Source organism: Halobaculum sp. D14 (assembly GCF_051195135.1).
Classification (GTDB): Archaea; Halobacteriota; Halobacteria; order Halobacteriales; family Haloferacaceae; genus JBNTKA01.
Genome location: NZ_JBNTKA010000003.1, coordinates 391,275 through 406,333, shown reverse-complemented (window position 1 = coordinate 406,333; position 15,059 = coordinate 391,275). Strand labels below are relative to the sequence as shown.

Genomic DNA, 15,059 nt, shown 5'->3' with positions numbered 1-15,059 from the left:
AGCCGACGGGCCGGAGAGACGCCCTGATTGCCGCCGCGGCGGCTCGGGTACCGACACCGTTTTTCGCCCGCAGCGACCCGGATAGGGTAGTGAACGTTCGCGGACCGATTCTCGAAGTGGGCGACGTCCGGTCGGTGGACACGACGTACGGCGACCGCGAGGTGACCGAGCTCACGGTGCGGCCGAACGGCGGCGCGGACGACCCCGTGACGGTGACGCTGTGGGGGAAGTGGACGCACACCGCCGAGCACGCCGAGCCGGGGATGGAGCTGCTCGTCACGGACGCGGAACGCGACGACTACGGCGGCGACGTCGGCTACACGACGTCGAAGGGGAGTTACGTGGTGCTGGAGCCGGACTTCCTCGTCGACGTGACCGACGTCCGGTCGTGGGTGCAGTGCCCGCGGATGTACTACCTGAACAAGCTGTCCGGCGTCCCGCTGAACTACCCGGTCGTGAAGGGGACCATCGTCCACGAGGTGTTCGGCGACCTGCTGCGCGGCGTCGACCTCGAACAGTCCATCGACGACCGCGTCGCCGACGCCGGCCTCGAACTCGGGCTGCTCGGCCGGGAGCGCGACGAGGTCCGCGACGAGGTCCGCCGGAACGCCGCCGCCATCGAGGGCTGGCTGAACCAGGGGACGCTGACGCCCGAGGAGGACGACTGGCGCTCGGAGTACACGCTCATCTCGCCGACGTTCGGCGTAAAGGGCCGCGCCGACGCGCTCCGCCGCGGGATGCCGGTCGAGCTGAAGACCGGGAAGAACACGAACCGCGACCCGCGGTTCCAGGACAAGATTCAGGCGGCGTGCTACGCGCTGCTGCTCCGCGAACGCGGCGTCGACGCCGACACCGGGACGCTGCTGTACACGAAGAACACTGCGCTCGACCGGTCTGAGGCCACCGGCGACCTCTCGCCGGCGAAGGAGTTCTCGGTCGGCAAGGGGCTGCTCGACTTCGTGGTGCGCACCCGCAACGAAATCGCGGCGATGGAGTTCGACGTCTCCGTCCCGACCGGGTTCGAGGCAGACGCGACCTGCGAGTACTGCTTCGAACAGGACACCTGCATGGTCGTCTCCGGCCGCCTCGACCAGGAGTCGAAGGCCGGCCAGGTCGGGACGCCGCTCCCCGACGAGGAGCGCGACTACTTCGACCGGTTCTACCGCGCCATCGAGGCCGAACGGCGCGCGACCCACGCCGAGTACCGCAAGCTCTGGGAGCAGACGCCGGACGAACGCGCCGCCGCCGACCGCGCGCTCGTCGACCTCGACCCGGTCGACCAGACGGAACTGCCGGGCGGGAAGTGGCGGCTCACGGCTCAGAAAGACCCCGAAACCGTCTCGAAGCTCCGCGAGGGCGACGTCGCGCTCGCCTCCGACGGCGACCCGGTGTCGGGCCACGCCGAACTCGGCCGCATCCGCGAACTCGGCGAGACCGTCGTCGTCGAAACCGACGAGCCGGTCGAACTCCGACGGCTCGACGTCTACCCGTCCGAGATATCGGTCGACCGGATGCTGACCGCGCTCCACGACGCCGTCCTGAAGGGCAGCCCCGACCGGAAGGACGTCCTGTTCGGCCGGCGCGACCCCGAGTTCCGCGACGAGCACCGCGAGTACATCGGCAACAACGACGCGCAGAACCGCGCGGTGAACCGCGCCGTCAACGCCGACGACTTCGCGCTCGTCCACGGCCCGCCCGGCACCGGCAAGACGTACACCATCGCCCGCATCATCCGGGCGCTGGCGGCCCGCGGCGACCGCGTGCTGCTGTCGGCGTTCACGAACCGCGCCGTCGACAACGCCCTCGAAGCGCTCCGCGACCAGGGGTTCGACGACGTGGTGCGCGTCGGCACCGAAAACGGCGTCCGCGGCGACATGCAGGACGTCCGGCTGGTGAAACGCGGCGAGCCGAACGACCGCGCCGCGGCGCTGTCGTCCGCCCCGGTGGTCGCGGCGACGACGGCGGCTTGCGGCTCGCGGGAGCTCCGCGAGCAGTCGTTCGACGTCGCCGTCGTCGACGAGGCGTCACAGCTCACCGAGCCGTCGACGCTCGCCGCGACGAACCTCGCCGACCGGTTCGTGCTGGTCGGCGACCACCAGCAGCTCCCGCCGGTCGTCCAGGCCGACCGCGACGACGCCGGCAGCGACGCTGTCGACCCCACGGACCGCGCCGGCGACGCCGCCGCCCGCTCCGCCGGCGCCGAGGGCTCGGACGGCCGCGCCGACCTGTCGACGTCGCTGTTCCAGCGGCTCATCGAGCAGAACCCGGACGCCGGCGTGATGCTCGACCGGCAGTACCGGATGAGCCAGCGGATTCAGTCGTTCAGCTCCGCGGAGTTCTACGGCGGCGACCTACGGCCGGCGACGCCCGACGTCGCCGGGCAGACGCTCGCGGACCTCGGCGTCGACGTCGCCGACCTCCCCGCCGAACTCCGCGAGCCGGTGAGCTTCGTCGACCCGGACGGCAGCCGCGACGGCAACGCGAATCCGCGCGAGGCCGAACGGGTCGCCGAAATCGTCGACAGCTACGTCGCCGCCGGCGTCGACCCGGACGACGTCGGCGTCATCGCGCCGTTCCGCGCGCAGGTCGCCGAAATCGGCCGGCGGACCGACGTCACCGTCGACACCGTCGACCGGTTCCAGGGGTCGAGCGAGGAGGTCATCGTCGTCTCGTTCGTCGCCACCGACGACATGGAGTCGCCGATATTCGACGACTACCGCCGCGTCAACGTCGCGCTGACGCGAGCGAAGAAGGCGCTGTGTCTCGTCGGCGACGCCGACGCCCTCGCGTCCGAGCCGTTCTACGGCCGGATGCTGGAGTGGGCGCGACGCTAGCCGCCGAACTCGACCTCCGAATCGTCCGCCGCGTCGGTATCGACATCGGCGTCACCGTCGGTGTCGTCGTCAGCGTTGCCGTCGGCGTTGCTGCCGCGGTCCGCCCCGCCGCCCGAGTCGCTTCCGCGGTCTGATTCTTCCGCCTCGTCCGCCACCGCCCTGCTTCTGCGGCGGTCCCGGCGCTCGGCGAGGTCCGCGTCGAGCCGGTCGAGCAGGGATTCACGGAGCGCGTCCGCCGCGTCCGCGTCGACGTCGTGCGCCGTCGCGTCGCCGCCGAGCAGGCTCGCGGTGCTGGCGGTATCGCCGGTGACGGACGCGATTTCGAAGCGCCGCTGGAAGACGGTCCGGGTGACGAACACGGTCTGGAGCCGGTAGTACGGGACGACGCGGGTGGCGCGTCGCCAGAAGCCGCTCCGGGTGACGAACCCCTCGGGGAGTTCGTCGTGGCCGCGGTGGCGGTGTTTGAGCCGCGCCGCGACCGGCGCGAGCGCGAGGCCGACGAGCGGGGCGAACGCCGCGGTGCCGAGCGCCACCACCGGGAGGACCGCGTCGGCGACGACGACCGCCGCGGTGACGGCGAGCGTCAGCAGGACGTATCGGCCCGTGTAGCGCCGCCAGGCGCGGGTCGGCGGCCGCTCGAACGACGGCTCGCCGAACGGGTGGACGTCGCGGGCGAGTTCGTACACGCGGTCGCGGGCCGCCAGCGGCACCGTCGTCTCGGCGCCGCCCGCGCCGCCGCTCTCCGCTCCGGGGGCGTAGCCGGCCGTCTCGACGGTGAGGCTCGCGTAGCCGAGCCGGCGCATCGCGACGTTCTCGGCGACCGTGACGGTCTGGAGCTTGTCGAGCGGGACGGTGCCGCTGTACCGGCCGAGCAGGCCGCGCTCGTACCGGAGTTCGTCGCCGACGCGCTCCAGCCGGAAGTCGTAGTACCGAATCATGGTGAGCGCCGCGCTGGCGACCCACGTCGTCGCCGCGACCAGCGCGACACCGGTGACGACGGTGACGCCGAGCACGACCGGCGACAGCGTCGGAATCTCCGCCGTCCCCGGCTCCACCGGGAGGCCGACCGCCCGCAGCAGCGACTGGAGCAGGCCGACGAACACGTCGTCGAACACGCCGGCGCCGAGGAACGGCGCCGCGAGCGCGCCGGGCCGGAACGACACGGCGCTCAACACCAGCAGCTCCCGGGTCGACAGCTCGTACAGCGTCTCCCGCCTCCGTCCCTCGGACTCGGCGCCCGCTCCGCCGCCCGCGGCACCGCCTCCGAGCGGCTCGGAGTCCCGCTCCGCTGCGGCGCCGCGGTCGCTCCGCCGGCCGTCGCGGTCGCGGCTGGCGCGGATGCCGACCTGCTCGCGGAGCCACTCGGCGTCGTCGGCGCCGACGGCGTTCAGCGTCGCCTCGGTGCTGCCGCCGCCCGCCGTCTCGAACTTCACGGTCGCCAGTCCGAGCACGCGCTGGACGACCGACCGGGAGACGTCGACGTTCTGGATGCGTCGCAGCGGAATCTCGCGTTCCTGCCGGCTGACGACGCCGGAGTTGACGACGAGGTGCGTCTCGCCGAGCCGGTACTCGAACCGGAACCAGCGCGCGACCGCCCACCCCGCGCCGGCGAGGACGCCGAGCGGCCCGAGGACGAACACCAGCGAAATCGGGAAGTCCGCGACGCCCGACAGCATCGCCCCGACGAAGAAGCCGAACGAGCCGACCTGGACGGCGCTGCTGACCGCCCACGTCGCCCCGGAGAGCGGGTGCAGCCGGCTGAATCCGTCGTCGGCGTCTGCGGCTCCGGTCATACGGCGTCGAACTCGCTCTCGGTCGCGAGGTCGCGGAGCCGTTCGCGGAGGTCGGCGGCGCGCTCCGGCGTGAGCCCCGGAACCGTGATGTCGGCGCCGCGGGTCCCGGCCGTGTAGACGACGACCGACGCGAGGCCGACGGCGCGCTCGACCGGGCCGCGGCGCGTGTCGACGTGCTGAACGCGGACGAACGGCACCGACGTGTCCGTCCGCGTCAGGACGCCGCGGACGAGGTACAGCGAGTCGTCGCGGACCTCGAAGCGCCACACGCGGTAGCGAAGCACGGCGAGCGCGACGCCGCCGACGGCGACGACGACCGCGAGTACGGCCAGCGTCGCGGGGAGCCACGGCGGAACCGGGAGGTCGAGTCGGCCGACGACCGCCGCCGCGACGCCGACGACCGCGGCGGCGACGACGGCGCCGACAGCCCAGACGAGCCTGACGCGGGGATGAAGCGTCTCCATACGGCCCGGTGTTACTCGGAGGACAAAACCGTGCGGGGTCGCGGCCTCGGCCGATCCGTGCTGTGTCGCGGTCCCGGACGTTTCGTGCAGGGTCGCGGTCCCGGCCGTTCCGTATTGGGTCGCCGCTCAGTCGTCCGAGTCCGCCTCGGTCAGCGGCTCCGCGTCGACGTCGTCGTCGAGGGCGTCGTGGACGCGGCTGTGGAACTCCTGGAGCACCGCGGACTCGTCGTCGGCGAGCACGACGTCGCTGGCGAGCAGCGTCGCCAGCCCGAACGCCCGCGGGGACGGCGACTCCACGTCGCGCTGGACGACCTCGACGTCGCCGGCCTGCACCCCGCGGAGGACCTCGCGGATGCCGGCGACGTTCAGTTTGTCCTCGGTGAGTTCCCGGTACGTCTCCTCCATCACGGCGAACTCGTCGAGGCCCTGCGCGAACGACAGCAGCATCTCCGAGGACACCTGCTGTTGGGCGGCGGACTTCTCGTGTCCCTTGTAGCGTTTCAGTATCATCAGCGACCGCGTGGCGTTGATGCGGAAGTAGCGTTTCAGCAGGTCCGTGCCGTCGAGGGCGGCGCGCAGCTCGGCGGCGACGGCGTCCGGGTCGAGGTCGCGGATGACGCCGGCGACGTCGACTTTCCGGTTCAGCGGCATCGTCACGGTGAAGCCGTTGTCAGCGACGGCGACGTTCACGTTCGCGGTGGCGCGCTGCGCGCAGCGGTACGCGACGAGCCGCGACAGGCCGTCGTTGAACTGCCGGCCGTAGTTGCTGTGGACGTAGTAGCGCCGCTGGTACTCCTCGCGGTCCCGCTCCGCCTCGACGACGAGCCGCGTCGGCGTCGACACCGAGTCCGCGCCGGCGTACCGGCGCTGCTCGTCGTACATCCGCGTGATGGCGCGCACCGAGTTCTCGTCGAGCGGGAAGCGCCGGAGCCAGCGCCGCGCGGCCGCGGTGCCGCCGTCGTCCAGCCGCTCCAGGAGGTCGCGCTGGAACGCCAGCACCTTCCGGCCGAGGTCGTAGCTCAGCGGGAGGCGCTCCGAGTACCACGACGGCACCGTCGGCCGGTCGGCGCTGTGGTCGACGTACACCTTCGACCCGCGGCGGTACCGGTACTCGTAGGTGGCGCCGCCGAGCTGGAAGACGTCGCCGGCGTCGAGCGTGTCGAGGTAGTCCTCGTCCAGCTGGCCCACCCAGTCGTCGGTGCCGCGGAGCAGCACGTCGCAGGTGAACGAGTCCGGGATGGTGCCGAGGTTCGTCATGTAGATGACGCGGGCGAGCCGGCCGCGCTTCCCGACGAGCGGCTCGCCGACCGGGAACTCCTCGTAGTGGTGCTCGCCGCTCGGCGGGTCGTTGGTGTCGCGCCAGATCTTCGCGTAGACGCTGCGGTCCTCCATGCCGGCGTAGCCGGCAGTCAGGTACTGCATCAGCCGCTCCCAGTCGTCGTCGCCGTAGTTCCGGTACGGGTACGCCGACCGGAGCGTCTCCAGGACGTCCGCCTCCCGCCGGACGGCGTTGATGGCCATGCCGTAGACGTGCTGGGCGGCGACGTCGTGGGCGTTCTCCGGGACGAACACGCGGTCGACGAACCCGCGTTCCGTCTGGTCGAGCATCACGGCGCACTCGACGAGTTCGTCGCGGTCGAGCGCGACGACGCGGCCCTCGACGGTTTCGCCGAGCTGGTGGCCGGCGCGGCCGACGCGCTGGAGCAGCGACGCCACCGACTTCGGCGACCCGACCTGTACGACGAGGTCGAGGTGCGGCATGTCGATGCCGAGTTCCAGCGACGTCGAGGAGGTGACGACGTCGACGTCGCCGGACTTCAGTTTCTCCTCGACGTCCTCGCGGGTCTCCTTCGACATGGAGCCGTGGTGACAGCCCGAGTTCGACTCGTCGTAGGCGTCGTACCGGTCGCGAAGCGTCGCGAGCACGCGCTCGGCGCCAGACCGGGTGTTCGTGAACACGAGCGTGTTCTCGTGCGACTGCACGAGTTCGTGGAGCCGGTCGTGGAACCGCTCGCGGACGACGCCGCGCGGCGTCGCGATGAGGTCGTCCGTCGGGCACTCCAGCCGCAGGTCGAACTCGCGGACGAACCGGGTGTCGACCAGTTCGTACTCGCGGGGCTCGCGGCCGCCGTCGCCGTCCGGGACGGTGCCGACGAGGAACTCCGCCATCGCGTCGAGCGGCTCGACGGTCGCCGAACACCCGATGCGGGTCGGCGACCGCTCACAGAGCCGTTCGAGCCGTTCGAGCGACACGGACAGGTGGGTGCCGCGTTTGTTCGCGGCGAGCGAGTGAATCTCGTCGACGACGACGTACTCGACGCTCCGGAGCTTCTCGCGGAACTTCGGGGAGTTCAGCAGGATGGCGAGCGTCTCCGGCGTCGTGTTCAGGATGTGCGGCGTCTCCTCCAGCATCCGCTGGCGCTCGTAGTCGCCGGTGTCGCCGTGCCGAATCGCCTGCCGCAGGTCCGTGTCGTGGCCGCGGTCGGCGAGCCGCTCCGCGATGCCGTCGAGCGGCGCTTCGAGGTTCCGCGCGATGTCGTTCGCGAGCGACTTCAGCGGCGAGACGTACAGGCAGTACACTTCGTTGTCGAGGCCGTCGCCGTCGCGTTCGCGCCGGAACAGGTCGTTCAGGATCGCGGTGAAGCTCGCGAGCGTTTTCCCGGAGCCGGTCGGCGCGCACACGAGGCTGTTCGTGCCGTCGTCGATGAGCGGGATAGCCTCCCGCTGGGGCGGCGTGAAGAAGCCGCCGTTCGCCGGGACGTACTCGCCGAACTGCTCGACCCACCACTCGCGGACCGCCGGCTCCAGCCGGCGCAGGACGTCCTCGTCGGCGATGTCGACCGAGTCCGGGTCGAAGCCGTACTGCCCGTCCCCGGCGGCGAGCAGTTCCCGACCAGTCATTGTCCGAGGCAGGGCGCGAACAGGTAAGTGGGTTGTGTCGCCGGCGGCGGCGGTCGGCGGTGGAATCGTCACCCATTTCGGCGGCGGCCGCGGAGCCGCTGTATGCGCGTCACGTTTCTCGGAACCGGGTCGGCGATGCCGGTCGCCGACCGGGTGCAGACCGGGCTGCTGGTCGAAGCGGCGCCCGGCGACCGCGCCCCGCTGCTCGTCGACTGCGGCGCCGGCGTCCTCCACCGGCTCAGCCAGACCGACCCCGGCTACGAGGCGGCGTCGACGGTGCTTCTCACCCACCACCACCTCGACCACGTCGCCGACCTGCTCCCGCTGGTGAAAGCGCGGTGGCTCGCCGGCGAAGACCACCTCGAAGTCGTCGGGCCGCCCGGCACGAAGGCGCTCGTCGACGACCTGCTCGACGTCGGCGCCTACGAGTACCTCGACGGCCGCGTCGACCTCCGGGTCCGCGAAGTCCACGACGGCGCCGACTTCGAGGTCGCCGGCCTCGACGTCCAAGCGAAGGAGACGCGGCACTCGAAGCGCGGGTTCGCCTACCGATTCAGCGACCGCGGCGGCGACGAGGACGGCCCCGGCGGGACGACCGGCGATGAGTCGGGTGGGACGGCCGGCGACGAATCGGGCGGAGACGGAAGCGGCCGCGACGGCTTCGTGTTCTCCGGCGACTCCGAGGCGTTCGCCGGGCTGGCGTCGTTCGCCGACGGCGCGAAGGTGCTCGCACACGACTGCTCGTTCCCCGACGAGGTCGACGTCGACAACCACCCGACGCCGACGCAGCTCGGCGAGGCGCTCGCCGGCACCGACGTCGGCCGCGTCTACCTGACGCACCTGTATCCGCACACGGACGGCCGGCACGACGAGATGCTCGAGAGCGTCGGCCGGCGCTTCGACGGTGACGTCCGGTTCGCGAAGGACGGCCTGCGGTTCGAGGTCTGACGGTGCTGGCGACGCTCCGCGGCGTGAACCGCGACGTGGCCGGGTTCGTGGCGCTCTCGGCGGTCTGGGGGACCGCGTTCGTCGCGACGAAGGCGGCGCTCGACGGCTTTCCGCCCGTGTTCCTCGCGGCGCTCCGGTTCAGCCTCGCCGCCGCGCTGCTGTTCCTCGTCACCGCCGCTGCGGGGCGCAGCGTCGTCCCGCGGACCCGCGGCGACGTCGCCCCGATTCTGACGGGCGGCGCGTTCAGCATCGGCGCGCACCACGCCTTCCTGTTCACCGGGCAGGACTACGTCTCCAGCGCCGTCGCCGCGACGCTGCTCGGCCTGATTCCGGTGTTGACGCCGATGGCGACGCGGCTCGTCATGCCGTCCGAGCGCATCGACGCCACCGGCGCCGTCGGCCTGGCGGTCGGCTTCGCCGGCCTCGCGGTCATCGCCCGGCCCGACCCGTCGAACCTCGCGGTGAACACCGGCGCCCTGTACGTGTTCGGCTCCGCCATCGCGTGGGTCGTCGGCGCCGTGACGACACGGGAGGACGACGCGACGCTCGGCCCGCTCGCGCTGCAGTCGTGGATGGCGCTCACCGGCGCCGTCATGCTGCACGTCACCGCGGCGGCGCTCGGTCAGGGGATGGCGGACGTCACGGCCGGGCCGGCGGGCTACGGCTGGCTCGTGTACCTCGCCGTCGTCCCGGGCGCCGGCGGCTTCCTGCTGTACTTCCGGCTGCTCGACCGGCTCGGCCCGATTCAGACCGGGCTGCTGGAGTACGCGGTGCCGCCGTTCGCGGCGCTGTTCGGCTTTCTCGTGCTCGAAGAGACGCTGGCGCCGACGACCGTCGGCGGCTTCGCGCTCATCTTCGTCGCGTTCGTGCTGGTGAAACGCGACGCGGTCCGCGCCGCGCTGCGCCGACGGCTCGACTGACCCGGGGCGGCGAGCGCGGCTACTCGATTCTGGTACCGACGTCGTCGCCGGCGAGGAAGTCCGCGAGCGCGTCCGGACCGAACACGTACGACGGCGCGCCGAGCGCGAGGAGTTCGCGGACCTTCGCCGCCATCCCGCCGGTCACGTCGGTGGAGTCGCTCGCGCCGAGCGCGTCGGCGGCGTCCTCGAACGCCCGGATTTCGGGGATGACGTCGCCGTCGACGTCGAGGACGCCCGGGACGGTCGAGCAGAGCCCGACGCGGTCGGCGGCGAACCGGCGGGCGAGGTGCGTGACGAGTTCGTCGCCGGAGACGACCGTGACGCCCTCGCCGGCGTGGACGACGCCGTCGCCGTGGAGCACCGGCACGAACCCCTCGTCGAGCATCGTCGCGACCTGGTCGGTCGGCATCGACAGCGCGGCGTCGGCGTCGCGGCTCGCCGCCGAGAGCGGATGCACCGGGAGCGCCGGGACGTCGCGGTCGTGGAGCCGAGACAGCACGAACCGGTTCAGCGTCTTCACGGCGCCGTGGACCGCCATCACTTCGCCGGCGTCGCGGCTGCCGGTGTCGGTGGTGACGCCGTGTTCGTCCGCGTGGTGGTGGCCGAAGCTGCCGCCGCCGTGGACGACGACGAGGTCGTCGACGGCGCCGTCGGCGAGCGCCGCCGCAATCGCGTCCGCGGCCGCGGCGAGCGCCTCGCCGTCGAGCGTCTCCGGGCGGTCCTTGTCGGTGATGACGGAGCCGCCGAGTTTGAGGACGGTGACCATCTCAGGCCTCCTCCACGCGGACGCCGTCGGTCGCGAGTTCCGCCCGGAAGGCGTCCTCACAGCCCCGCGTGAACTCGAGCGCCGTCTTCGTCTCCGGCGACGGGTCGAGCGCGACGATGCAGCCCCCGCCGCCGGCGCCGGTGAGTTTCGCGCCGTACGCGCCGGCGTCGCGGCCCGCCCACACCATGTCGTCGAGCGACCGCGAGGAGACGCCGAGCGCGGCGAGCAGCCCGTGGTTGAAGTCCATGAGGTCGCCGAGCGCCGCGAGGAACGCCTCGTCGGGCGTCTCGGGCGCGTCGCGGAGCAGTTCGGTTCCCTCCCGCGTGATGTCGCCGATGGCGGCGACGGTGTCGGCGGCGAAGTCGTACTCGTCGCGGAGCGCGCGGACGCCGGCGACCAGTTTCCCGGTGTCGCCGGCGCCGCCGTCGTAGCCGATAACGAGCGGGAGGTTCGGCGCGTCGATGCGGCGCCGGTCGTCGCCCTCGACGCGGACGGCGCCGCCCATCGCCGAGCAGTAGGTGTCGGCGCGCGACGCCTGGCCGTCCTGCACGTCGTACTCGGCGCGATAGGCGCGGTCCGCGACGTCCTCGGCGGCGAGTTCGGTGCCGAGCGACCGGGTCGCCGCGTCGATGGCGGCGACGGTGACGGCGGCCGACGAGCCGAGGCCGGCGCCGAGCGGGATGTCGGATTCGATGGTGACGTCGAAGCCGGCGTCGGGCGCGTCCGCGGCGTCGCGGGCCTGTGCGACCGCTTCGTCGATATAGCCCATCGCGGCTTCGAGCAGCGGCGTCGGGACGTCGACGTCCGGCCGGTCGTCGGTGGAGCCGCCCCAGGTGACGGTGAAGCCGTCGAGCGACAGGTCCGCGGCGTCGACCTGCACCTTCCGGTCGTCGCGCGGTTCGACGGTGACGCGAGCGCGGCGTTCGACGGCGCACGGCACCGCCGGTTCGCCGTACACGACGGCGTGCTCGCCGAAGAGGTACACCTTCCCCGGCGCGCTGCAGGTGGTCATACGGCCCGTTCAGCGTCGCGGGGTAACAGATGTTCCGACTCGGCGCGGACCGTCGGCGTCCGATACGCTCCAGTTCTTCTCCGCGATACACGCGGCGAAAGTTTTATGCACAATTCGGTCTCTGCGGCTACTGTGGTGCAGTTCAGCCGTCACGCGGCTTGACCGGCTGTGCATCACGTCCCAACGCCGGCGCCGAGTCGAGGGGGAAGAGGGAACGCGTTGACGTGACGTCCCGCCGTGCAGACTCGACCGCCGGAGACACAACAGCACGGCGTGACGGCGACCGACCGCGGCCACCACCCACACCAAGTGAGTGCACGCCCGGCATTCACCCGCCCACCGCGCCCGGTCGGCCGTCCGACGCGGCGGGGAGTCGCCCGCTCCCCGCCGAGTTTTCACGTCCGATTTTCCGCGGAGCCGTACCCGTCCCGAAACGCCCCGACGAATCGGCCCGCAGTATCCCCTCCCTGGACCGCTCCAGCCGACAGGACCAGTATCAAATTCGATACTCAACTCGGTGGAATTATGCTGGTCACCGATGCAGATCCGACCGATGAGTTCGACGACCTCCCAGCGGGCCACCCGTGTGGTCGACCGTGACGCCGACGACAACCGCGTGTCGCTCACGCTCACCGGGTCGTTCGGCGCCGCAGACGTCGTCGAAGCGATGGCGCGCGCGCGGCACGTCGTCGAACGCTGCCGCCCCGGCTTCGGCGTCGTCGTCGACGTCCGCGACTGCTCGTGGGGCGACGGCGCGCTCGACGCGCTCGCCGAGTGGGAGGCCGTCCTCCGACGCGCCGGCGCCTGCGAGGTCGTCCGCGTCGGCACCGGCCGCGCCGTCGAGAACGCCGCAGTCGCCGCGTCCGACCCCGAAGCCGCCGCCCAACTGCTCTCGACGTAGCTCACGGTTCGTTCGTCGCTGCTCCGCCCGGCAGCGTCGCCGCTCCTCAAACTGCCGAACCGCTCTCCGATTCGAAGCGCAGGTCGGAGCGGCCGCTCGAAGTGTGGGTCGTCGCCGCGAAAGGAATCCAGTGAAATCGAAACGCCGACTTACAGCTCCGCCTCGAAGTCCTCGAGGGCGTAGCCGGGTTCGGCGCCGCGCCGGTCGAGCGTCTCGTTGGCGAGCAGCCAGTAGACGACCGACAGCGCGCGGCGACCCTTGTTGTTCGTCGGGATGACGAGGTCGACGTTGCTGAGCTGGTTGTTCGAGTCGCACATCGCGATGACCGGGATGCCGACCGTGATGGCCTCCTTGACGGCCTGCGCGTCACCGATCGGGTCGGTGACGACGACGACGTCCGGCTCGATGTAGCCGGCGTACTTCGGGTTCGTCAGCGTCCCCGGGATGAAGCGGCCGGTGCGGGCGCGGGCGCCGATGGCGTCCGCGAACTTCTCGGCCGGGAAGCGGCCGTACTGCCGCGAGGAGGTGACGAGCACCTGCTCGGGGTCGTAGCCGGCGAGGAAGTCCGCCGCGGTTCGGATGCGGCTGTCCGTCCGGCTCACGTCGAGCACGTACAGGCCGTCGTCGCGGACGCGGTGGATGAACCGCTCCATGTCCTTCGTCTTCTGCTGGGTCCCGATGTGGACGCCGGCGGACAGGTAGTCCTCGACCGGGATGAGGAGGTCGGCCTCCTCGTCCGGCATGACGTCCTCGTCGAAGCGCGGACCGCTCTCTTCGGCTTCCTCGTCGGCCTCGGCGTCGGTCTCCGCGACCTCCTCCTCGGCGTCGGCGGGCTGTTCCTCTGTCGTATCGGGCGCCTCCTCGGCCTCGGTCTCGGTCTCCGCGACCTCCTCCTCGGCGTCGGGCGCCTCGTCTGCGTCGTTTTCTGATTCGCTCATACGGCTTCCTCCGCGATGCGGATGAGTTCGTTCAGCTTGGCGGTGCGCTCGCCGCCCACGGTCCCCGTCTTGATGAACGAGGCATCCGTGGCGACGGCGAGGTGTGCGATGGTCGTGTCCTCCGTCTCGCCCGACCGGTGGGAGACGACCGCGTCCATCCCGTTCCGGTGGGCGAGTTCCACGGCGTCGAACGCCTCCGTCAGCGTCCCGATCTGGTTCGGCTTGATGAGGATGCTGTTGGCGGCGCCGACGTCGATGCCGCGCTCCAGCCGGTCGACGTTCGTGACGAACAGGTCGTCGCCGCAGACGAGCGTCCGGTCGCCGACCCGCTCGGTGAGGTCGGCGAAGCCGTCGTAGTCGTCCTCGTCGAGCGGGTCCTCGACGTACGCCAGGTCGTACTCGTCGACCAGGCCGGCGACGTACTCCACCTGCTCGGCCGGGCTGCGCTCCTCGTCGCCGTAGCGGTAGACGCCGGCGTCGGCGTCGTACAGCTCCGCAGCGGCGACGTCGAGCCCGAACGTGATGTCGAACCCGACCTCGTCTTCGACGCGCTCGGTCGCCTCCGCGACGATCTCGAACGCCTCGGCGTCGGAGACGGCGGGCGCCCACGCGCCCTCGTCGCCTTTCGCGGCGGCGACGCCGCGCTCGTCGAGGACGTCCCCGACGGCGCCGTGCACCTTCGCGTTCGCGAAGACGGCCTCCGAGACGGACGGCGCGCCGACCGGCGCGGCGAGGAACTCCTGGATGTGCGTCGCCTCCTTGGCGTGCTCCCCGCCGCCGACGACGTTCCCGAGCGGCGTCGGGAACGACGTGCCGGCGTCGCGGAACGAGCCGCCGAGGTGCTGGAACAGCGGCGCGCCCAGCACGTCGGCGCCCGCCTTCGCGGCCGCCATCGAGATGGCGACGGCGCTGTTCGCGCCGATTTCGGAGAAGTCGTCGGTGCCGTCGGCGGCGCGCAGCGCGGCGTCGACGTCGCGCTGATTGCCGGTGTGCACCTCGCCTTCGAGCCGCGGCACGGCGTGCTGCCGCGCGGCCGCGATGGCTTCACGCGGCGGCAGTTCGATGGCCTCGTACTCGCCGGTGGACGCCCCCGAGGGGGCCGCGGCGCGGCCGAAGCCGCCGGACTCCGTCAGCACGTCCGCTTCGACGGTCGCGTTGCCGCGGGAGTCCAGGACGCGTCGCAGCGACACCGAGGCGACGAGCGTCATTTTCCCTCCCGCCGGACGGTGAACGGCAGCACGCCGGCGTCGTACTCCTCGGCCGCGATGAGGATGGGCTCGGACTGGTCGGTGTCGATGAGCACCGGCGCGCCGTACGCGAGCTGCAGCGCTCGTGCGCCGAGGATGCGGGCCTTCTCGTACCGGTTGTACTGGGTGTTCGTGCTCATTATTGGTACGGCGAGACGACGTCGACCAGGTCGGTGTGGCTCACCATCATGCGCCGGCAGCAGTGCCGGTCCACGCCGAGTTCGTCGAGGACCGCTGCGGGGTCCTCGTCGCCCTCCTTGGCGCGCGCTTTGAACTCCTCCCAGTGTTCACCGATGACGTTACCGCACGTGAAACACCGGACGGGAATCATCATG

The 15,059-nt window shown here is 71.7% G+C and carries 13 protein-coding genes; 4 read left to right on the top strand and 9 right to left on the bottom strand.

The genetic code is table 11. From position 1 onward, the window contains the following. Positions 1 to 89: 89 nt before the first annotated feature. On the top strand, positions 90 to 2,834 hold the full coding sequence (locus ACQUST_RS12960) for an AAA domain-containing protein (RefSeq protein WP_435129271.1): 2,745 nt from the start codon (positions 90 to 92) through the stop codon (positions 2,832 to 2,834). Here ACQUST_RS12960 and ACQUST_RS12955 read toward each other — a convergent pair. The 3 genes from ACQUST_RS12955 to ACQUST_RS12945 all read right to left on the bottom strand — a co-directional run bounded on the left by ACQUST_RS12955 (position 2,831) and on the right by ACQUST_RS12945 (position 7,992). Beyond that, the gene (locus ACQUST_RS12955) at positions 2,831 to 4,627 is read right to left on the bottom strand and encodes a PH domain-containing protein (protein ID WP_435129268.1); all 1,797 of its coding nucleotides are present in this window, start codon (positions 4,625 to 4,627) and stop codon (positions 2,831 to 2,833) included. The genes ACQUST_RS12960 and ACQUST_RS12955 overlap by 4 nt on opposite strands. Beyond that, complete coding sequence (locus tag ACQUST_RS12950; protein ID WP_435129265.1) at positions 4,624 to 5,091, bottom strand: PH domain-containing protein; 468 nt, start codon at positions 5,089 to 5,091, stop codon at positions 4,624 to 4,626. Before ACQUST_RS12950 ends, ACQUST_RS12955 begins: the two co-directional genes overlap by 4 nt. Positions 5,092 to 5,217: 126 nt before the next feature. Further along, positions 5,218 to 7,992, bottom strand: coding sequence for an ATP-dependent helicase (locus ACQUST_RS12945; protein ID WP_435129262.1), 2,775 nt, complete (start codon positions 7,990 to 7,992; stop codon positions 5,218 to 5,220). A gap of 102 nt (positions 7,993 to 8,094) precedes the next feature. On the opposite strand from ACQUST_RS12945, the gene ACQUST_RS12940 reads away from it, so the two are divergent. Together ACQUST_RS12940 and ACQUST_RS12935 are read left to right on the top strand one after the other, a co-directional pair. Continuing rightward, positions 8,095 to 8,940, top strand: a complete 846-nt coding sequence (locus ACQUST_RS12940; RefSeq protein WP_435129259.1) for an MBL fold metallo-hydrolase — start codon at positions 8,095 to 8,097, stop codon at positions 8,938 to 8,940. 2 nt (positions 8,941 to 8,942) lie between these two features. Further along, positions 8,943 to 9,860: a DMT family transporter gene (locus ACQUST_RS12935; protein ID WP_435129256.1), complete on the top strand. Its 918-nt coding sequence runs from the start codon at positions 8,943 to 8,945 to the stop codon at positions 9,858 to 9,860. A 19-nt stretch (positions 9,861 to 9,879) separates the two neighbouring features. On the opposite strand, the gene ACQUST_RS12930 is transcribed toward ACQUST_RS12935, so the two are convergent. Further along, complete coding sequence (locus tag ACQUST_RS12930; protein ID WP_435129253.1) at positions 9,880 to 10,626, bottom strand: isopentenyl phosphate kinase; 747 nt, start codon at positions 10,624 to 10,626, stop codon at positions 9,880 to 9,882. A 1-nt stretch (position 10,627) separates the two neighbouring features. Then, entirely contained in the window at positions 10,628 to 11,638 is a 1,011-nt protein-coding gene (gene mvk, locus ACQUST_RS12925; protein WP_435129250.1) for a mevalonate kinase, read from the bottom strand. 553 nt (positions 11,639 to 12,191) lie between these two features. Here mvk and ACQUST_RS12920 point away from each other — a divergent pair. After that, positions 12,192 to 12,539: a hypothetical protein gene (locus ACQUST_RS12920; protein WP_435129247.1), complete on the top strand. Its 348-nt coding sequence runs from the start codon at positions 12,192 to 12,194 to the stop codon at positions 12,537 to 12,539. Between the two features lie 149 nt (positions 12,540 to 12,688). On the opposite strand, the gene rpsB is transcribed toward ACQUST_RS12920, so the two are convergent. From rpsB to ACQUST_RS12900, 4 genes are read right to left on the bottom strand one after another with little or no spacing between them, the layout of a single operon-like run. After that, entirely contained in the window at positions 12,689 to 13,477 is a 789-nt protein-coding gene (gene rpsB, locus ACQUST_RS12915; protein ID WP_435129244.1) for a 30S ribosomal protein S2, read from the bottom strand. After that, positions 13,474 to 14,685 carry a phosphopyruvate hydratase gene (eno, locus tag ACQUST_RS12910; protein ID WP_435129241.1) on the bottom strand — a complete coding sequence of 404 codons (1,212 nt, stop codon included), beginning with the start codon at positions 14,683 to 14,685 and terminating at the stop codon, positions 13,474 to 13,476. The genes rpsB and eno overlap by 4 nt, the downstream gene beginning before the upstream one ends. Then, entirely contained in the window at positions 14,682 to 14,864 is a 183-nt protein-coding gene (locus ACQUST_RS12905; RefSeq protein ID WP_435129238.1) for a DNA-directed RNA polymerase subunit K, read from the bottom strand. Before ACQUST_RS12905 ends, eno begins: the two co-directional genes overlap by 4 nt. Further along, positions 14,864 to 15,058, bottom strand: a complete 195-nt coding sequence (locus tag ACQUST_RS12900; RefSeq protein ID WP_222607868.1) for a DNA-directed RNA polymerase subunit N — start codon at positions 15,056 to 15,058, stop codon at positions 14,864 to 14,866. Before ACQUST_RS12900 ends, ACQUST_RS12905 begins: the two co-directional genes overlap by 1 nt. Position 15,059: the final 1 nt, after the last annotated feature.